The 18634-nt window shown below is 73.5% G+C and carries 16 protein-coding genes; 11 read left to right on the forward strand and 5 right to left on the reverse strand.

Translation table 11 applies throughout. The annotated features are described in order from the left end of the window. The first annotated feature begins 49 nt into the window (after nt 1-49). The gene (locus AMK18_RS02325; RefSeq protein ID WP_018100600.1) at nt 50-1477 is read left to right on the forward strand and encodes a DNA-3-methyladenine glycosylase 2 family protein; all 1428 of its coding nucleotides are present in this window, start codon (nt 50-52) and stop codon (nt 1475-1477) included. Here AMK18_RS02325 and AMK18_RS02330 read toward each other — a convergent pair. Both AMK18_RS02330 and AMK18_RS02335 read right to left on the reverse strand, forming a co-directional pair. After that, on the reverse strand, nt 1402-1884 hold the full coding sequence (locus AMK18_RS02330; RefSeq protein ID WP_073861443.1) for a DUF456 domain-containing protein: 483 nt from the start codon (nt 1882-1884) through the stop codon (nt 1402-1404). The two genes, AMK18_RS02325 and AMK18_RS02330, sit on opposite strands and share 76 nt — an antisense overlap. Nucleotides 1885-1935: 51 nt before the next feature. After that, complete coding sequence (locus tag AMK18_RS02335; RefSeq protein ID WP_026171185.1) at nt 1936-2913, reverse strand: helix-turn-helix domain-containing protein; 978 nt, start codon at nt 2911-2913, stop codon at nt 1936-1938. Nucleotides 2914-3180: 267 nt separating this feature from the next. Here AMK18_RS02335 and AMK18_RS02345 point away from each other — a divergent pair, with 267 nt between their 5' ends. The 9 genes from AMK18_RS02345 (at nt 3181) to AMK18_RS02385 (ending at nt 14982) form a co-directional block, all read left to right on the forward strand. Next, nucleotides 3181-4740 carry a protein phosphatase 2C domain-containing protein gene (locus AMK18_RS02345; protein WP_198956932.1) on the forward strand — a complete coding sequence of 520 codons (1560 nt, stop codon included), beginning with the start codon at nt 3181-3183 and terminating at the stop codon, nt 4738-4740. 113 nt (nt 4741-4853) lie between these two features. Next, nucleotides 4854-6596: a pyruvate dehydrogenase gene (locus tag AMK18_RS02350; protein ID WP_073861445.1), complete on the forward strand. Its 1743-nt coding sequence runs from the start codon at nt 4854-4856 to the stop codon at nt 6594-6596. An 83-nt stretch (nt 6597-6679) separates the two neighbouring features. Continuing rightward, nucleotides 6680-7849 (forward strand): NAD(P)/FAD-dependent oxidoreductase, encoded by a 1170-nt coding sequence (locus AMK18_RS02355; protein ID WP_073861446.1) that lies wholly within the window; start codon nt 6680-6682, stop codon nt 7847-7849. Nucleotides 7850-7915: 66 nt separating this feature from the next. Continuing rightward, complete coding sequence (locus AMK18_RS02360; RefSeq protein ID WP_073861447.1) at nt 7916-8254, forward strand: (2Fe-2S)-binding protein; 339 nt, start codon at nt 7916-7918, stop codon at nt 8252-8254. After that, nucleotides 8235-9665: an FAD/NAD(P)-dependent oxidoreductase gene (locus AMK18_RS02365; protein ID WP_073861448.1), complete on the forward strand. Its 1431-nt coding sequence runs from the start codon at nt 8235-8237 to the stop codon at nt 9663-9665. Before AMK18_RS02360 ends, AMK18_RS02365 begins: the two co-directional genes overlap by 20 nt. Before the next feature lie 55 nt (nt 9666-9720). Further along, the gene (locus tag AMK18_RS02370) at nt 9721-10629 is read left to right on the forward strand and encodes a dihydrodipicolinate synthase family protein (protein WP_073861449.1); all 909 of its coding nucleotides are present in this window, start codon (nt 9721-9723) and stop codon (nt 10627-10629) included. A gap of 14 nt (nt 10630-10643) precedes the next feature. Continuing rightward, complete coding sequence (locus AMK18_RS02375) at nt 10644-11645, forward strand: proline racemase family protein (protein WP_073861450.1); 1002 nt, start codon at nt 10644-10646, stop codon at nt 11643-11645. 69 nt (nt 11646-11714) lie between these two features. Beyond that, nucleotides 11715-12404 (forward strand): GntR family transcriptional regulator, encoded by a 690-nt coding sequence (locus AMK18_RS02380; RefSeq protein ID WP_018100589.1) that lies wholly within the window; start codon nt 11715-11717, stop codon nt 12402-12404. Between the two features lie 232 nt (nt 12405-12636). Continuing rightward, nucleotides 12637-14982, forward strand: a complete 2346-nt coding sequence (locus AMK18_RS02385) for a M9 family metallopeptidase (protein WP_073861451.1) — start codon at nt 12637-12639, stop codon at nt 14980-14982. Between the two features lie 12 nt (nt 14983-14994). Here the strand turns inward: AMK18_RS02385 and AMK18_RS02390 are convergent, their stop codons facing one another. The 3 genes from AMK18_RS02390 to AMK18_RS02400 all read right to left on the reverse strand — a co-directional run bounded on the left by AMK18_RS02390 (nt 14995) and on the right by AMK18_RS02400 (nt 16541). Further along, entirely contained in the window at nt 14995-15384 is a 390-nt protein-coding gene (locus AMK18_RS02390) for a barstar family protein (protein WP_073861452.1), read from the reverse strand. A gap of 23 nt (nt 15385-15407) precedes the next feature. Beyond that, nucleotides 15408-15800 carry a ribonuclease domain-containing protein gene (locus tag AMK18_RS02395; protein WP_073861453.1) on the reverse strand — a complete coding sequence of 131 codons (393 nt, stop codon included), beginning with the start codon at nt 15798-15800 and terminating at the stop codon, nt 15408-15410. A 150-nt stretch (nt 15801-15950) separates the two neighbouring features. Then, on the reverse strand, nt 15951-16541 hold the full coding sequence (locus AMK18_RS02400; RefSeq protein WP_073861454.1) for a TetR/AcrR family transcriptional regulator: 591 nt from the start codon (nt 16539-16541) through the stop codon (nt 15951-15953). 175 nt (nt 16542-16716) lie between these two features. Here AMK18_RS02400 and AMK18_RS02405 point away from each other — a divergent pair, with 175 nt between their 5' ends. After that, a complete protein-coding gene (locus AMK18_RS02405; RefSeq protein ID WP_073861455.1) occupies nt 16717-18600 on the forward strand; it encodes a serine/threonine-protein kinase in 1884 nt (627 codons plus the stop codon). Nucleotides 18601-18634: the final 34 nt, after the last annotated feature.

Genomic DNA, 18634 nt, shown 5'->3' on the forward strand with positions numbered 1-18634 from the left:
CGAAAACCGCGAGTGACGGTGCCCGGCGGGGCGCACACTGGACGGTGTGATGGACGAACAGACCAGGTACGAGGCGGTGAGCAGCCGCGACGCCCGTTTCGACGGCGAGTTCTTCTTCGCCGTCGAGACGACCGGCATCTACTGCCGGCCGAGCTGCCCCGCCGTCACCCCCAAGCGGAAGAACGTCCGCTTCTACCCGACGGCGGCGGCCGCCCAGACCAACGGCTTCCGGGCGTGCCGCCGCTGCCGCCCGGACGCCGTCCCCGGCTCCGCCGAGTGGAACGTCCGGGCCGACGTCGTCGGACGCGCCATGCGCATGATCGGCGACGGTGTGGTGGACCGGGAAGGCGTTCCCGGGCTCGCCCACCGGCTCGGCTACAGCTCCCGCCAGGTGCAGCGCCAGCTCAACGCGGAACTGGGCGCCGGACCCGTCGCCCTGGCCCGCGCCCAGCGCGCCCACACCGCCCGGATCCTGCTCCAGACCACGGCCCTGCCCGTCACCGAGATCGCCTTCGCGGCCGGGTTCGGCAGCCTGCGCCAGTTCAACGACACCGTGCGGCAGATCTACGCCCGCACCCCGAGCGCCCTGCGCGCCGAAGCCGGTACGGGGCTGGGCATCGCGGTCCGCCAGGCCGGCACCACCGGCATCCCGCTCCGGCTCGCCCACCGCGGGCCGTACGCCGCCGGTGCCGTCTTCGACCTGCTCGCCGCCGGTCCGGTCGCCCGCGTCGAGGAGATCACCGGGGAGCCCGGCCGCCGGACCTACCGGCGCACGCTGCGCCTCCCGTACGGCACCGCCGTCACCTCCGTGGACGAGCGGTCCGCCGGGGACTGGCTGGACGCCCGCATCCACCTCACCGACCTGCGCGACCTGACCACGGCCGTCCAGCGGCTGCGCCGCCTCCTCGACCTGGACGCCGACCCGTACGCGGTGGACGAGCTGCTGTCCGCCGACCCCGCGCTCGCCCCGGACGTCGCCGCCCGGCCGGGCGTGCGCTCGCCGGGCGCGGCCGACGCCGAGGAGTTCGCCGTACGGGCGCTGGTGGGAGACGCGGCGGCGGGGGAGCTGGTCGAGCAGTACGGCAAGGCGCTGGACGTGCCGTGCGGCGCGCTGACCCACGTCTTCCCCGAGCCGGCCGTGCTCGCCGGGGCGGCCGGTGACCCGGCCCTGCGGGCCCTGGCGACCGCGCTCGCCGACGGCACCGTACGCCTGGACGCGGGCGCCGACCGCGACGAGGCCGAGCAGGCGCTCCGGCGGCTGCCCGGCATCGGCCCCGCCACCGCCGCGCTGATCCGGATGCGCGGCCTGGGCGACCCGGACGTGGACCCGTACGGCACCCCGGGCGCGAGCGGCTGGCGCCCCTGGCGCTCGTACGGGGTGCGGCGGGCCCGGTCCTGCGGTCAGCCCCAGATCAGCGCGCCCAGCCAGGCACCCGTCACCAGCAGGCACGCGAAGAGCTCCACGAGCACCGAGTAGCCGGTCGCCCGCATCACCGTGCGGACCGACGCCCAGCCCGCGCCCCGGCTGCCGAGGCGCAGCCGTTCCGCCCCGAAGATCACCCCGACGTATCCCACGACCGCCCCGACAACGGGCAGCACGAAGAAGCCGACGATGCTGCCCAGCCCGCCCAGCAGCAGCGTCCGGCGCGGGGCCCCCGACTCACGGGGCCGACGCGGCGGCAGAAGCGGTTTGAGCGCCTGGTTGAGCAGGAGCAGCGCGGTCGCGCCGATCAGCACGGCCCACGCGGTCGGGGTCGTGTCGGTGAACGCCCACCACAGGACGGCGGCCCAGACGATCGCCGGCCCCGGCACGCCCGGCACCAGCACACCGATCAGGCCGAGCAGCATCACCAGTCCGACGGCGACGAGCTGCCACACACTCATCTGACCAGCGTGCCGGAGTCCACCCGGTCCCGCCCGTTCTGACCAGCGGTCCTACCGGGCCACCCAGCCCCTTTCGTACGCGTGCCAGCCGAGCTGGAGGCGGGTGGAGACGCCGGTCAGCTCCATCAGGCCCTTGACCCGGCGCTGCACGGTCCGCAGGCCCAGGTCCAGCTGTTTGGCGACGCTCGCGTCGGTCAGGCCGGCCAGCAGCAGCGACAGGATCTCCAGATCCGTCGGGTCCGGGCCGCCCGGCTCCTCCACGACCGCGCCGCTCTCGCCGAGCCGCAGCGGCATGGCCTCCCGCCACACCGCCTCGAAGAGCCCGGTCAGCGATTCCAGCAGCCCCGACGCGTGCACCACCAGCGCGGCGGGCTCGGCGCCGCGCCCGGTCAGCGGGACCATGGCCAGCGCCCGGTCGGCGATCACCAGCTTCGTCGGGACCCGGGGGACCACCCGGCACTGCTCGTCGCGGCTGAGCGCCGCCGAAAGCTCCGTGATCCCGGACTCCAGGCCCAGCACCTCGCGCTCCACGACCACCCGGAACGAGACGCCACGGGTGGCCGCCTCCTCCTCCGACTCGTTGTCCAGGCCGCTGACCGCGATCGGCTTCCCGGTGACCAGCGCGCACACCTCGCTCGTCGCACCCAGCTGGAGCTGGTGGAAGCGGTGGGCCACCGCGCTCGCCCCGGTGACCACCTCGACCAGGTCGTGGACGGCCGGTTCGGCGGCGTCGGCGCGGTACTCCTCGGCGAGCAGGGCCGCCGCCAGTTCGGCCTGTTCCAGCTGATGGCGCTGCTGGGTGAGCAGGGCCCCCAGGGCGACGCCGGGCGGGGCCGCGACCCAGCGGCCCGTGCGGGCGGAGGACTGGGCGGCCAGGCCGTGCTGCTCCAGCCGGCGCAGCGCGCGCTCCGTGTCCCGCTCGGGGAGCGCCAGCCGGTGCGAGAGGTCGGACACCTCGGCGGCCCCCAGCGCCACGAGGGCGCGGTAGGCCGACTCCTGCCTCTCGTCAAGACCTATGGCTGCCAGCATCCCGACCCCTCCCCGGACCCGTGCGTACGCGTGCGGCGCACCCCGTGTGGCGAAAAGTCGCCACGGCGTGATTTCGCCACGGCACATCATCGCCGTACCGTGCGCCACTCTGCCAATGTGGCGGCACAGCGGGACCGGCGGCCTTGTCCGGTACTCGCTCCCCGGACCGGTCTGCCGGGCGTCCTTCCCGTGGGGGGTGGGGTCGCCCGGCGGACCCATTTTGCGGATGCCCGTTTTCGTACGGCCCCCGCGGTCGACAATAAGGACATGAGTCAGCAGGGGGAGAAGCCCGCGGCCCACGAGGACGACTGGTGGCGCAGGCTGTACGACGAATCCGCCCCGGACGCGGGGGCGGCCCAGGCCGCCGACAGTCTCGACGACCGGTTCGACTCGGCGTCGGACACGGTGGCGTCCGGGAAGAGCGCGGTCTCCAGGACGCCGGGGGAGATACCCGAGCCCAGGGAGGAGCCGTGGCCGGTGGGGCCGTCGGCGGTCACCCGGCCGGCGGACCCGGGGCCGCACACCGCGCCGGGCCCGGTCGCGCGGCCGCCGAGGGAGACGCCGCCGGAGCCGCCCGCCCGCGCCCCGTGGGATGTGCAGGCGCCGCCCCGTGCCCCGTGGGAGCCGGTGACCGGGCCCGCGCTCCCGCGCACCTTTCCGGGCCCACCGGCCCCCGAGCCCCCGCCGCCGGACCCGGAGCCCGAGCCGCCCGCCTTCGAGGACCCTCGTGTTCCCGCCGGGCGCGAGGTGCCTCCGCTGCCCAGGCGGCCCGTCACCGAGCGGACCGAGGCGGACGAACCCGCCCCAAAGGAGGCACCGGCGGAACCGGCCGTCCCGCCCGCGCCGCCCCGGGTCGACCACGTCGGGGCCCGGCCGCCCACCTATGACGCCGAGCCGACGGCGCTGCCCGCCACCGACCCGTACGCGCTCGACCGTGTCGTCCCGGACACGGTGCTGGACGGTGCCACGTACGGCACGTACACGCTGCGCGCCGCGTCCGTACGTGGTGACTCGGCCCGGTTCCGGGGTGAGCCGCGCCGGGACGCGCTGCTCACGGCGCGCTTCGGGAACGGGGAGAGCGCGCTGGTGCTGGTGGCCCTCGCGGGCGCGTCGCGGGGCGCGGAGGGGGCGCACACGGCGGCGGCGGACGCCTGCCGCTGGATCGGCGAGGCGGTCGGGCGCAGCCACGCCCGGCTCTCCGACGACATAAGGGCGGGCCGCCGCGCCGACCTGAAGTCCGGGCTCCACCGGCTCACCGACCGCGCCTTCGGCAAGCTGCGCGCCCGCGCCGCCGAACTGGGCGTCGAGCCGGACGCGTACACCGCGAGCCTGCGCTGCCTGCTGCTGTCCGCCGACCCCGACTGCCGCACCCGGGTCTTCTTCGGCATCGGCGCCGGAGGCCTCTTCCGGCTCCGGGACGGCAGCTGGCACGACCTGGAACCGGCGCTGCCGCCGCCCGCCGCGCTGACCGGGGAGCCGGTCGTCGGCTTCGGCTCCTCCGCGCCCGAGAGCGGGCCCGACGGCGACCGGCTGACCATGGACCTGGACATCGTCACGGGCCCCGCCCCGTATGTCGAGGACCCGCTGCCGCCCCCTGCGGAACCGTTCCGCTTCCGGGCCTCCGTCGCCCGGCCGGGGGACACCCTGCTGCTGTGCGGGGCGGGCCTCGCCGAACCGCTGCGCGGCGAACCGGAGCTGGCCGCCGAGCTCGCCACGCGCTGGTCGCCCGTGGAGGCGCCGGGACTCGGGGCGTTCCTCGCGGACACCCAGATCCGGGTGAAGGGGTACGCCGACGACCGGACGGCGGTCGGCGTCTGGGAGGCGTAACCGCGCACGCCATGGGTTGATGGATTCCGGACAACGTCCGGGCCGGGGTTTGACACCCCGCGTCCCGGACAGCCGGACGTGCACGGAGCACAGGCAGAGGGAGTGCGTCACCCATGGCCAAGCAGAACGTGTCGGAGCAGTTCGTCGACATCCTCGCCCGGGCGGGCGTCAAACGCCTGTACGGGGTCGTGGGGGACAGCCTCAATCCGGTGGTCGACGCCGTACGGCGGCACGCGGACGTCGAGTGGATCCAGGTCAGGCACGAGGAGACGGCGGCCTTCGCGGCCGGCGCGGAGGCGCAGATCACCGGCGACCTGGCGGCCTGCGCCGGGTCGTGCGGTCCCGGCAACCTGCACCTCATCAACGGCCTGTACGACGCCCACCGCTCGATGGCCCCGGTGCTCGCGCTGGCCTCGCACATCCCGTCCAGCGAGATCGGCCTCAACTACTTCCAGGCGACCCACCCCGAGCTGCTCTTCCAGGAGTGCAGCCACTACAACGAGATGATCTCCAACCCGCAGCAGATGCCCCGGCTGCTCCAGACCGCCATCCAGCACGCGATCGGCCAGGGCGGCGTCAGCGTCGTCACCATGCCGGGCGACATCGCCGGACAGACCGCTCCCGAGCGCTCCGCGGAGCACGCCCTCGTCACCTCGCGCCCCACCGTGCGGCCGGGCGACGCCGAGATCGAGAAGCTGTGCCGGATGGTGGACGAGGCCAAACGGGTGACGCTGTTCTGCGGCAGCGGTACGGCGGGGGCGCACGCCGAGGTCATGGAGTTCGCCGAGCGGATCAAGTCCCCGGTCGGTCACGCCCTGCGCGGCAAGGAGTGGATCCAGTACGACAATCCGTACGACGTCGGCATGAGCGGGCTGCTCGGCTACGGCGCAGCCTACGAGGCCACCCACGAGTGCGATCTGCTGATCCTGCTCGGCACCGACTTCCCGTACAACGCCTTCCTGCCCGACGACGTGAAGATCGTGCAGGTCGATGTGCGGCCGGAACACCTCGGCCGGCGCACCAAGCTGGACCTGGCGGTCTGGGGCGACGTCCGCGAGACGCTGCGCTGCCTCACGCCCCGGGTGAAGGCGAAGTCCGACCGCAAGTTCCTCGACCGGATGCTCAAGAAGCACGCCGACGCGCTGGAGGGCGTGGTCAAGGCGTACACCCGCAAGGTCGAGAAGCACGTCCCGATCCACCCCGAGTACGTGGCCTCGGTGCTGGACGAACTCGCAGACGACGATGCCGTGTTCACGGTCGACACCGGCATGTGCAACGTCTGGGCGGCCCGCTATCTGACGCCCAACGGCAAGCGGCGGGTGATCGGTTCGTTCAGCCACGGCTCGATGGCCAACGCGCTGCCGCAGGCGATCGGCGCCCAGTTCACCGACCGGAACCGGCAGGTCGTCTCGATGTCGGGCGACGGCGGATTCACCATGCTGATGGGCGACTTCCTGACGCTCGTCCAGTACAACCTGCCGGTCAAGGTGGTCCTGTTCAACAACTCCTCGCTGGGCATGGTGGAGCTGGAGATGCTGGTGGGCGGTCTGCCGTCGTTCGGGACGACCAACAAGAACCCGGACTTCGCGGCCGTGGCGCGCGCGGCGGGGGCGTACGGAGTCCGCGTCGAGAAGCCCAAGGAGCTTCACAGCGCGCTCAAGGACGCCTTCAAGCACAAGGGCCCGGCGCTGGTCGACGTCGTCACCGACCCCAACGCGCTCTCCATCCCGCCGAAGATCAGCGCGGACATGGTGACCGGCTTCGCCCTGTCCGCCAGCAAGATCGTGCTCGACGGCGGGGTGGGCCGGATGCTTCAGATGGCCCGCTCCAATCTTCGTAACGTGCCCCGCCCGTAGGGCCACGCTTACCTGACAGGGCGTCACAAGCGGCTTCAGGTCGCCCTCTTGGCGGCCTCAGAGCCATGTGACATATTACTGCCGTGTTCACGAGACAGCCTCTGGATGTTGTCGTCGTCGGAGCCGGGGTCGTCGGCGCCGCCTGCGCGTACTACGCCACCCGGTCCGGACTCTCGGTCGCGGTGGTGGACGGCGGACCGGTCGCCGGCGGCACCACCGGGGCGGGGGAGGGGAACCTCCTGGTCTCCGACAAGCCGCCCGGGCCCGAGCTCGACCTCGCCCGGCTCTCCGCCGCCCTCTGGCGCGAGCTGTCCGAGGTGCTGCCCGGGGCGGTCGAGTACGAGCAGAAGGGCGGCCTCGTCGTCGCGGCGGACGAGGGGTCCCTAGCCACCCTGACCGCGACCGCCGCCGGACAGTCCGAGGCAGGGGTACGCACCACGGCCGTCGCCCCGCACGAACTGCCCGCGCTGGAACCGCACCTGGCCCCCGGCCTCGCGGGCGGCGTCCTCTACCCGGAGGACGCCCAGGTCCAGCCCGCCCTCGCCGCCGCCCACCTGATCCGCGCCGCCCGCGACGCCGGGGCCGCCCTGCACACCGGCCGCCCGGTCACCGCTGTGCTCACCGGCCCCACGGGCGCGGTGCGCGGCGTCCGCACCGGGGCCGGTGACCTGCTCGCCCCGGCCGTGGTCAACGCGACGGGCGTTCGGGGCGGGGAGTTCGCCGCGCTCGCCGGGGTGGAGCTGCCGGTCCTGCCCCGGCGCGGGTTCGTCCTGGTGACCGAGCCGCTGCCGCCGCTGATCCGGCACAAGGTGTACGCCGCCGAGTACGTGGCCGACGTGTCCAGCGCGTCGGCCGCCCTGCAGACGTCCCCGGTCGTGGAGGGCACCGCCGCCGGGCCCGTCCTCATCGGCGCCAGCCGCGAACGGGTCGGCTTCGACCGCACCCTGTCCGTGCCGGTGATCAGCGCGCTGGCCGGGGCGGCCGCCGCGCTGTTCCCGGTCCTCGGGGACGTCCGGGTGCTCCGCGCCTACCACGGCTTCCGCCCGTACCTGCCCGACCACCTCCCCGCCATCGGGCCCGACCGCCGGGTCCCCGGCCTCTTCCACGCCTGCGGCCACGAGGGCGCGGGCATCGGCCTCGCCCCGGCGACGGCGGCCCTGGTCACGGCGGCGATCCGGGGCGAGGAACCACCCCTGGACGCGGAGCCGTTCCGGCCGGACCGCTTCGGGGCGGACACCGCGCCTTCCCCGTGAGCCACCGCTTCCCTGTGAGCCGCCCGCCCCTCCCCGTACCGCCCGATCCACGAGACAGGAGCCCCGGTGAGACGAGCACGCCGACGTGACCCCGCCCGCACCCCGGCCGGGCTGGCCGGGGCCGCGCCCGGGCCCGCGTTCGAGATCACCTTCGACGGGCGCCCGGTGCCCGCCCTGCCCGGGCAGAGCATCGCGGCCGCGCTGTGGGCCGCGTCCGTCCTCAGCTGGCGTACCACCCGGGTCAACGGGCGGCCCAGGGGCGCCTTCTGCGGGATCGGCTCCTGCTTCGAGTGCCTGGCCACGGTCAACGGGCGCCCCAACCTGCGGGCCTGCCTGCTGCCCGCCCGCCCCGGCGACGCCGTCACCACCCAGGAAGGCAACGGACATGCCGCACCCCGCCCCTGACCGCGCCGAGGTCGCCGTGGTGGGCGCGGGACCGGCCGGGCTCGCCGCCGCCGTCACCGCCGCCGACGCCGGGCTCGACGTGCTGCTGATCGACGCGGCCGACGCCCCCGGCGGCCAGTACTACCGCGCACCCGCCCCCGGTCTCGGCGCCACCCGCCCGGAGGCCCTGCACCACGGCTGGGGCACGTTCACCGCGCTCACCGCCCGCCTCGACCGGCACCGCGCCACCGGGCGGGTGCGCCACCTCACCGGCCACCAGGTCTGGGCGGTCACGCGGACCGGCGAGGACTGGACCCTGCACGCGGTCACCGGCCCGGACGGCGGTGACGGGGCCGCCCCGCGCGCCCGCCGCCTCGTGATCGCGACCGGTGCCGTCGAGCGCCAACTCCCCTTCCCCGGCTGGACCCTGCCCGGTGTGGTCGGCGCGGCCGGGGCGCAGGCCATGCTCAAATCGGGGCTCGTGCTGCCCGGGCGGCGCGTCGTCGTCGCCGGGAGCGGTCCGCTGCTCCAGGCCGTCGCCCTCTCCCTGGCCCGGGCCGGGGCCCGGGTGCCCGCACTGGTGGAGGCCGCCGGCTACGGGGCGTACGCCCGCGCACCCCTGACCCTGGCCGCGAACCCCGACCGACTCGCGGAGGGCGTCCGCCACCGGGCGGGCCTCGCCCGGCACGGGGTGCGGATGCTCACGCACCGGGCCGTCACCGCCGTCCACGGCACCGAACGGGTGGAAGGGGTCACGGTCAGCCGGATCGACCGCGCCTGGCGCCCCGTGCCGGGGACCGGGCGGCGCATCGACTGCGACGCGCTCGCCGTCGGCCACGGCCTCGTCCCGCAACTGGACCTCGCACTCGGCCTCGGCTGCGCCACCCGCACCGGCACGGACGGCTCGGCGGTCCTGGAGGTGGACGCGCGGCTGCGTACCACCGTCCCCGGAGTCTGGGCCGTCGGCGAGACCGGGGGCATCGGCGGGGTCCGACTGGCCCTGGCCGAAGGGGAGCTGGCCGCCCTGTCGGTGATCGCCGACGCGCGGGGCGGCCCGGTCCCGGCCCGCGCGGGGACGCTGCGCCGCCGTCGGCGCCGGATGCGCGGGTTCGCCGGGCTGATGGGGACCGTGCACCGGCCGGGACCCGCGTGGACCGGGTGGCTCGACCCGGACACCGAGGTCTGCCGGTGCGAGGAGGTCACCGTCGGCACGGTCCGGACCGCCGTCACCGAGCTGGGCGCGGGCGACACCCGCACCGCCAAGCTGCTCACCCGGGCCGGGATGGGCTGGTGCCAGGGCCGCACCTGCGGCTTCGCCGTCCGGGCCCTGACCGCCCCGCCCGGCGCCGACGCGCCTCCCGACCGGCGCCCCCTGGCCTGCCCGGTCCCGCTCGCCGCACTCGCCCGCGCCGCCCGGCACGAGGACGCGTGACCCCACGTACCACCCGCCCTGCCCAGCCCCGTACACCCACTCCGAAGGAGCCCGTATGACCTCCGAGCCCAGCCGCACCGGTGCCCCCTGGCGGGGTGTCATGGTCGCCACACCGCTCATCCTGCGCGAGGACCGGTCCGTCGACTTCGACGCGTACGCCGCACACGTCCGCGACCTCATCGACGCGGGGTGCGACGGTGTGGTGCCCAACGGGTCGCTGGGGGAGTACCAGACCCTCAGCGACCGGGAGCGCCAGGAGGTTGTGCGGGTCGCGGTCGAGGCGGCCGGGGACGGGGACAGGGTGATGCCCGGGGTCTCCTCGTACGACAGCGCGCAGTCCCGGCGCCGCGCCGAGGAGGCCGCCGAGGCGGGGGCCGGTTCCGTGCTGCTGCTGCCGCCCAACGGCTACCCGTGCGAGGACGCGGCCGTCCGCGCGCACTACGCCGAGGTGGCGGCGGCCGGGCTGCCCGTCGTCGCGTACAACAACCCGTACGACACCAAGGTGGACCTGACACCCCGGCTGCTCGGGCAGCTCCACGCGGAGGGGTCGGTCGTCGCGGTCAAGGAGTTCAGCGGCGATGTCCGCAGGGCGTACGAGATCGCGGAGGAGGCGCCCGGCCTCGATCTGCTCGTCGGCGCCGACGACGTGCTCCTCGAACTCGCGCTGGCCGGGGCCGTCGGCTGGATCGCCGGCTGCCCCAACATGCTTCCGGGCAGCTGCGTCGCGCTGTACCGGTCGGCCGTCTCCGGGGATCTGGAGCGTGCCCTGCCGCTCTACCGGCGGCTCCACCCGCTGCTGCGTTGGGACTCCAAGCCGGAGTTCGTCCAGGCCATCAAGGCGTCCATGGGCATCGTCGGGCGGCGCGGCGGGCCCACCCGGCCGCCCCGCCTGCCGCTCGACGCCGACGCGCTGGCCGCCGTACGCGCCGCGACGGAGAAGGCCCTCGCCGAGGGCCTGGACTGAGAGGGGGAGGGACGATGCGCAGCCGCCACGTCTTCCACGCCGTCGACTCGCACACCGAGGGCATGCCCACCCGCGTGATCACCGGCGGGATCGGCACGCTCCCCGGCGCCACCATGGCCGAGCGCCGCGCGTACTTCATGGCGCACCGGGACGCGGTGCGCACCCTGCTGATGTACGAGCCGCGCGGCCACTCCGCGATGAGCGGGGCCGTCCTCCAGCCGCCGACCCGGCCCGACGCCGACTTCGGGGTGCTGTTCATGGAGGTCTCCGGCTGCCTGCCGATGTGCGGGCACGGCACGATCGGGGTGGCGACCGTGCTGGTGGAGACCGGCATGGTCGCGGTCACCGAACCGGTCACCACCGTACGGCTGGACACCCCCGCCGGGCTTGTCAGCGTGGACGTACGCGTCGAGGGCGGGGCCGCCACCTCCGTCACCCTCACCAACGTCCCGGCCTTCAGCGCCGGGCTCGGCCTCACCGCGAAGGTGCCCGGCTTTGGTGAGGTGCCGTACGACCTCGCCTACGGCGGCAACTTCTACGCGATGGTGCGGCTGGCGGACCTGGGGCTGCCGTTCGACCGGGCACGGAAGGACGAACTGCTGGCGGCCGGGCTGGCGTTGATGGATGCGGTCAACGCGACGGACCGGCCGGTCCACCCGGTGGACCCCGCCATCCACGGGCTCAAGCACGTCCAGCTGATCGCGCCCGGCTCCGACGCGGCGCACTCGCGGCACGCGATGGCCATCCACCCCGGCTGGTTCGACCGCTCGCCGTGCGGCACGGGCACCTCCGCGCGCATGGCCCAGCTGCACGCGCGGGGCGAACTCCCGCTGGACCGGGACTTCGTGAACGAGTCCTTCATCGGCACCCGGTTCACCGGCCGCCTGGTCGGCGAGACCACGGTGGGCACGCTGCCCGCCGTCGTGCCGACGGTCACGGGGAGGGCCTGGGTCACCGGGACCGCGCAGTACTTCCTGGACCCGGACGACCCCTTCCCGGAGGGCTTCCTGCTGTGAGCCCGCGCCGGGTCCGGGTCCAACGTCACATTGTATTCTGGCCCTCCGCACGGTGCTGGAGGAACAGACATGGCCCGCCTGACCTCGCTCAACGCCATCTCGGCGCAGGAGCACCTGCGCGACCAGGTGGCGCACGCGCTCCGGGCGGCCCTCGTCTCCGGCGAACTGCGGCCCGGCACGGTCTACTCGGCGCCGACGCTGGCCGCCCAGTTCGGCGTCTCCGCCACCCCCGTACGTGAGGCGATGCTCGACCTGGTCCGCGAGGGCCAGGTCGAGGCCGTCCGCAACAAGGGCTTCCGGATCACCGAACTGACCGACCAGGACCTGGACGACTACACCGAGCTGCGCGCGATGATCGAGGTCCCCACGGTCGGCCGGATCGCGCGCATGGGCCTGACGGCCGAGCTGGAGGCGCTGCGGCCCGTCGCCGAGGAGATCGTCGAGGCCGCCCGCCGGCACGACATCCTGGGCTACCTGGAGGCGGACCGGCGCTTCCACCTCGCCCTGCTGGGGCTGGCCGGCAACCGGCGGCTGGTCGAGGAGGTCGGCGAACTCCGCAAGCGCTCACGGCTCTTCGGGCTGAACCGGCTCTCCGAGTCCGGGCAGCTGGCCGCCTCGGCCGAGGAGCACATCGAGCTGCTCGACCTGGTGGTCGCCGGGGACGCCGAGGGCGCCGAGGCCTGCATGCTCGGCCACATGTCGCACGTCCGCTCGCTGTGGGCGGACGGCCGCCGGGGTGAACCGGCGAGCCAGGCGTAACGGCCCAAGCTCTGCCGCATACAAGGGCGTTGACGCGCCGACGAATGTCGTCACGGCCGCTTCCTAAAGACATGTGACATGTGCCATTGTACTGACGGTCGCGCTTGAGGTCGTGTCCATGTCACTTCGCTGACCGTTCCGGTCGCCCGCCGTCCCCGTCCGGCCTCACCCGCGCGCCATCCCCCACGGCCGCGCAACGACGCGCGGCCATCACACCGCTGGGAGGCGGCACGTGAAGAAACGAACGGTCCGACAGAGAGTCACCGGACTCACCACCGCGGCCCTGGCGGCCTGCCTGGGCATCGGCATGCTCGCCGCACCGGCCCCGGCCGCCGAGCCCCGGCCCACCGCCCCGGCCGCCGCGCACCGGGCAGCCGTCCAGGCGTCGCCCGAGCCCGGCGGCCCCGCCGCGCAGGCCGCCACCGCACCCGCCCAGGACCCGGCCCACCTGGGCGAGACGGCCGTCAGCCCCGCCGAGCGGGCCCCGGTCAGCGCCTCCAAGGACGCGCTGCGACGCGACTACGACGACCCGCGCGCCACCGAGCCGAGCCACCCGGCCCCCTCCATGAAGGCGAAGTCCCGTGCACGGGCGGTCGCTTGCTCCGTCGCCGACTTCACCAGCCGCACCGGCAGCGCCCTCGTCCAGCAGATCAAGGCGTCCACCACCGACTGCGTCAACACCCTCTTCTCCGTCAAGGGCAACGACGGCTACCTCGCCTTCCGCGAGGCCCAGATGGTCACGGTCGCGAACGCCCTGCGCGACGGATCGGCCGCCTACCCCGGCGACAGCAGCACCGGCATGCCCCAACTGGTGCTCTACCTGCGGGCCGGGTACTACGTGCAGTACTACGACCCCGGTACGGTCGGCCCGTACGGCACCGCCCTGCGCACCGCCATCCAGGGCGGCCTGGACGCCTTCTTCGCCTCCGCGCACTCCCGCGACGTCACCGACGCCAACGGCGAGACCCTGGCCGAGGCCGTCATCCTCATCGACAGCGCCGAGCAGAACGCCCGCTACCTGGCCGTCCTGAAGCGGCTGCTGGCGGGCTACGACGCCTCGTACAACAGCTCCTGGTACATGCTCAACGCGGTCAACAACGTCTACACCGTCACCTTCCGGGGCCACCAGCTGCCCGCGTTCGTCAGCGCCGTCGAGGCCGACCCGAGCCTGCTCGACGCGCTCGCCGGATTCGCCCGCGACCACCTGGACCTGCTGGGCACCGACCAGTCCTACCTGACCTCCAACGCGGGCCGCGAGCTGGCCCGCTTCCTCCAGGAGGACACGCTCAGGCCCACGGCGAAGCCGCTGGTCATCGACCTCCTCGGCCGCTCCTCGATCACCGGGCCCACCGCGCCGCTCTGGGTCGGCCTCGCCGAGATGGCCGACTACTACGACAACGCCAACTGCTCCGCGTACGGCACCTGCGACCTGGCCGCACGCCTCAAGAGCGCCGTCCTGCCCACCTCGTACACCTGCAGCGACAGCATCCGCATCCTCGCCCAGCAGATGTCCTCGGACGACCTCACCAAGGCGTGCACCAGCCTGCGCGGCCAGGACGCCTACTTCCACCAGGTGGCCCGTGACAGCGGCCCCGTCGCCGGGGACCGCAACACCACCATCGAGGTCGTCGTCTTCGACTCCAGCACCGACTACCAGACCTACGCCGGAGCCATCTACGGCATCGACACCAACAACGGCGGGATGTACCTGGAGGGCGACCCGTCGGCCGCCGGCAACCAGCCGAGGTTCATCGCCTACGAGGCCGAGTGGGTCCGGCCCGACTTCCAGATCTGGAACCTCAACCACGAGTACACCCACTACCTCGACGGCCGGTTCGACATGGCGGGCGACTTCGACGCCGGTGTCACCACCCCGACCGTCTGGTGGATCGAGGGCTTCGCGGAGTACGTCTCCTACTCGTACCGCGACGTCACCTACGACGACGCCCTCACCCAGGCGGGCGCGCACACCTACACCCTGCGCACCCTCTTCGACACCACCTACGAGAACGCCGACCAGACCCGCATCTACAACTGGGGCTACCTGGCCGTCCGTTACATGCTCCAGTCGCACCGCGCCGACATGGACAAGCTCCTCGGCCTCTACCGCGCCGGTGACTGGAACGGCGCCCGCACCCTGCTCACCTCGACCATCGGCACCCGCTACGACGCCGACTGGGCGACCTGGCTCACGGCGTGCGCGTCCGGGAGCTGCGGCACCACCACCAACCCGCCGACCGAACCCACCACCGCGTGCACCGGTAGCGACGCCCGCGAACTCGGACAGGACTGCGCCCGCGACGGCCAGCACGCCACCCGGGGCAACTACGCCTACCTGTACCTTTCCATACCGGCGAACACCGACCGGCTGACCATCACCACCAGCGGCGGCACGGGCGACGCCGACCTCTACTACAGCTCCACCGGCTGGGCGACCACCGGCTCGTACACCGCCAGGGCCACCGGCAGCGGCAACACGCACACCCTCACCGTCGACCACCCGGCCGCCGGGGTGCACTACATCAGCCTGTACGGGGTGCAGGACTTCGGGCAGGTGAGCGTCGCGATCCGCTACTGACCCGGCACACCCTCAGAGCAACCGCAGCGCGTCCGGCCCCGCCCGGTCCCGGATGATCTCCACCAGCCGGTCGAACAGGGTCGGACCGTGCCCCGCAGCCGCCTGCGCGCACTCCTCGCGCAGGCGGCTCCGGTTGCTCTCATGGGCGCGGGCGGCCAGCCGGTCAAGATGGCGGGCGGTCTCCGCATGCCCCAACGCCCGGGCGGACAGGGCATGGTCGCGCCACTCGAAGACGAAGTCGCCGTCGTCCGGCGCGCCCATGCCACCGCCCAGGCAGTCCGCGAAGGCGTCGAGATTGCGGCCGAAGTAGCCACCCGGCCCGTTCACCGCCTCACCGACCACGGTCCAGAAGCTGTCCAGGCCGGTGATCCGGGAACCCTCGATCACATACGTCACGGTCATGGGACGACCCTATGGGTGCGGGGTCAGCAGCCGTGGTCCACCAGGTCGAACGTCTCGTAGTGGTCGGCGGTGTAGTAGTCCTCCTGGCTCTCCTCACCCGTGACGATGCGCCGCGCGCCACGCGTGGAGGAGCCGGGAGTGATGACGGTGTACTCGTGGTAGTAGCCGGTGCTCTGCGACGGCAGCACGCCCTCGCGGTTCTGGAAGACGGTGCCGTCCTGGTCGTACGGGAACGGGCCGCCGGAGTCGATGAGATCCAGGGTGTCGTGGGCCTGGGACGGCAGGTCCGAATAACAGACGCTGCCGACCGATGCGGTCGTCGCCGAGGCGTTCGCGGTGACCGGGCCGCCGACGAGGAGGGCGGACAGGAGGGCGGCGGCGCCGCCGAGCGTGGTGATCCGTGGGGGGATTCGCATGCTCCATGATGACGCGCGTAGACAGCGGCCCGTCAACGCCAACTCGGGTGAATTCTTCGAGAGTTAACCGTGGAGAGGGAACACATCACGTCCCGGGGGCCGCCGGAGTGCCACGACCGTGCGGTGCCCGAACGCCAGTCCGTCGCCCCGTCACGGGCTGACGGACCGCCAGATGTGGTACGGGACCGTGCGGATGGCCTCCTCGATGTCGATGTCGCCCACCGCGAGCCAGCGCCGCGCGATGCTCGTCACCGGCCCCAGGATCAGCGACTCCAGGACCGGGATCGGCAGCGCGACCAGCTCGCCCGACTCCTGGTGGGCATGGAGCCAGGCGGCGAGCGGGGCGATCCGGGCCTCCTGGGCGCCCCGGAGCTGGCGCGCGTTGGTGATGGCCTCGCGGTCGGCGGTGACCGAGTGCATCAGCCGGGCCGCGTCCGGATGTTCCTGGATGAAGCGAAGGTACGTCTCCGTCAGCGCCCGCACCCCGCCGCGCGCGTCCGTGACCTGCTGCAGCGCCCCCACCACTTCGCCGAGGAGGCGGCCCAGCCAGGACTGCGCGAGAGCGAGGACCACGCCCTGGAGGCTGCCGAAGTGGTGGTAGATGCTGCCCGCGCTCACGCCGCTGGCCGAGGTGATCGCGCTCAGGGTGAGACCGGCCTCGCCCTGCTCCGCGTACAGCTCCAGGGCGGTGTCGAGCACCTGGGCGGCCGTGACCTCGCCGCGCTGTTGCTTCGGACTCATCGCTACGGCCCCCGCTTCCGGAATCTCTGGCTCCTCATGATGCCCCCGGGGGACAGCGTAGAAGAATATTCTGGAATTGTTTCCAGAAGTTGTTCCAATCCGCGCCCACTTTGCTTCACACTGAACGCTTGTCGTGCCAAGTCGCGGCCGTAGACGGGGATTTCAGGAGACCGGCGTGAACAACGACGACCACGCGGACCACGAGGACTACCTCGATGGAGGCATCAAACCGCTGACACCGACGGACCCGGCGCGCGTCGGGCCCTATCTGCTGCTGGGCCGGCTCGGCGCGGGCGGCATGGGCCGGGTCTACCTGGCCCGCTCCGACGGCGGCCGCACGGTCGCGGTCAAGGTGGTGCACGCGGAGCACGTCGCGGACCCGCAGTTCCGGGGCCGCTTCCGGCGCGAGGTCGAGGCGGCACGACGCGTCGGCGAGCGCTGGACCGCGCCCGTCCTGGACGCGGCACCGGACGCCGAATTCCCCTGGGTGGCCACCGGTTACGTGCCCGGGCTCTCCCTGGAACAGGTCGTGCGGGGCCACGGCGCGCTGCCCGCCGCCTCGGTGCAGGCGCTCGCCACGGGGCTGCTGCACGCGCTGAAGGACATCCACGCGGCGGGCATCGTCCACCGCGACCTCAAGCCGTCCAACGTGATGCTCACGATGGAGGGGCCCAAGGTCATCGACTTCGGGATCGCCCGCGCCATCGGGACCGCCGTCGAGTCCCTGCTCACCAGCACCAACATGATGATCGGCACGCCCGGTTTCATGGCCCCGGAGCAGGTGCAGGGGGAGAGCGCGGTACCAAAGAGCGACGTCTTCACCCTCGGCTGCGTCCTGACGTACGCGGCGACCGGGACGCTCCCCTTCGGGCACGGGGCGAGCAACCAGCACGCGATCATGTACCGGATCGCGGAGGCCGAGCCCGAGCTCAACCGGGTCCGGGACGCGGACCTCAAGGCGCTGATCGCCCGGCTGCTGGTCAAGCCGATCGACGAGCGGCCCTCCGTGGAGGAGCTGCTGGCCGAGCCGGGGCGCGAGGCCGGTCCGGTCGCCTCCTCCTGGCTGCCGGCCGCCGTCGTGAGCCATCTGGCCCGCCAGTCGGCGCAGTTGCTCGACGCGGAGGCGGAACCGCTGCGGCAGGAGGGGGACCGCCCGACGGTCGACCTCCGGTCGGCGCCCGAGGTGGCGGCGGCGGTGGTGGAGGGCCCGAAGACGGCGGAGAAGGAGAAGCCCAAGCGCCGCCGCCCCTGGCTGGTCACCGTGCCGCTGGTGGTCGTCCTCGGCGGCGGGGGCGGCACGCTGGTCATGCTCCAGCCGTTCAGCCACGAGGGCGGTGACGCGCACGCGGCGCCCCCGGCCGCCACCTCCACCGGCCCGACCGCCGACCCGGGACCCTCGGCGGCCGGCAGCGCCTCCCCGACGGGCAGCAAGAGCCCGAAGGCGTCGCCCAGCAAGAAGAAAAAGAAGGCGGACGCCGGCAAGGACGGGAAGGACGGCAAGGACGGGCAGCCGGGCAAGGACGGCCGGAACACGGGCAGCTCGGGCGGCGGCTCGGGCTCCACGGGAAGCGGCTCGTCCTCGGGCGGTTCGTCCTCCACGGGCGGTGGCGGTTCGTCCTCCACCACCAGCGGCGGCGGTTCGGGCGGCAGCAGCACGGGCGGCTCTTCCACGAGCACCTCCGGCGGCGGTGGCTCGACCAGCACCTCGGGCGGCTCCTCCACCGGCGGCTCGGGCGGCGGCGGCTCCACGGTGCCGGCGTCATTCGCCGGCACCTGGAAGTACGGCGAGATGTACCCCGTGGGCCAGCCGGACACCATCAGCATCGCCAAGGCGGGCGTGGTGAAGCTGAGCGGCTACATGTACAACCAGTGCACGTACGAGGCGAAGGTCACGTCCACCTCCAACGGGGGCAAGCGCCTCAACGTCGGTACGGCCACGCTCACCGGTCCCAACGTTCCGTACTGCATGCCGACGATTCCCGCTGCCTACTTCGATATCAGCGGCAGCGGCATCAACTACTCCGTCAGCGGCGGCAAGTACTACTACAAGCGCGCCTGAGCCCCGCACGATTCCCTCCGGTCCGAAGGGCTCC

Source organism: Streptomyces sp. CB01249 (assembly GCF_001905735.1).
In the GTDB taxonomy this organism is placed as follows: domain Bacteria; phylum Actinomycetota; class Actinomycetes; order Streptomycetales; family Streptomycetaceae; genus Streptomyces.

Excerpts from the sequence above, each read along its gene's own strand:
- AMK18_RS02325 (WP_018100600.1), top strand. The coding sequence starts at position 50 with ATGGACGAACAGACCAGGTACGAGGCGGTGAGCAGCCGCGACGCCCGT.
- AMK18_RS02330 (WP_073861443.1), bottom strand. The coding sequence starts at position 1,884 with ATGAGTGTGTGGCAGCTCGTCGCCGTCGGACTGGTGATGCTGCTCGGC.
- AMK18_RS02335 (WP_026171185.1), bottom strand. The coding sequence starts at position 2,913 with ATGCTGGCAGCCATAGGTCTTGACGAGAGGCAGGAGTCGGCCTACCGC.
- AMK18_RS02345 (WP_198956932.1), top strand. The coding sequence starts at position 3,181 with ATGAGTCAGCAGGGGGAGAAGCCCGCGGCCCACGAGGACGACTGGTGG.
- AMK18_RS02350 (WP_073861445.1), top strand. The coding sequence starts at position 4,854 with ATGGCCAAGCAGAACGTGTCGGAGCAGTTCGTCGACATCCTCGCCCGG.
- AMK18_RS02365 (WP_073861448.1), top strand. The coding sequence starts at position 8,235 with ATGCCGCACCCCGCCCCTGACCGCGCCGAGGTCGCCGTGGTGGGCGCG.
- AMK18_RS02370 (WP_073861449.1), top strand. The coding sequence starts at position 9,721 with ATGACCTCCGAGCCCAGCCGCACCGGTGCCCCCTGGCGGGGTGTCATG.
- AMK18_RS02375 (WP_073861450.1), top strand. The coding sequence starts at position 10,644 with ATGCGCAGCCGCCACGTCTTCCACGCCGTCGACTCGCACACCGAGGGC.
- AMK18_RS02380 (WP_018100589.1), top strand. The coding sequence starts at position 11,715 with ATGGCCCGCCTGACCTCGCTCAACGCCATCTCGGCGCAGGAGCACCTG.
- AMK18_RS02390 (WP_073861452.1), bottom strand. The coding sequence starts at position 15,384 with ATGACCGTGACGTATGTGATCGAGGGTTCCCGGATCACCGGCCTGGAC.
- AMK18_RS02395 (WP_073861453.1), bottom strand. The coding sequence starts at position 15,800 with ATGCGAATCCCCCCACGGATCACCACGCTCGGCGGCGCCGCCGCCCTC.
- AMK18_RS02400 (WP_073861454.1), bottom strand. The coding sequence starts at position 16,541 with ATGAGTCCGAAGCAACAGCGCGGCGAGGTCACGGCCGCCCAGGTGCTC.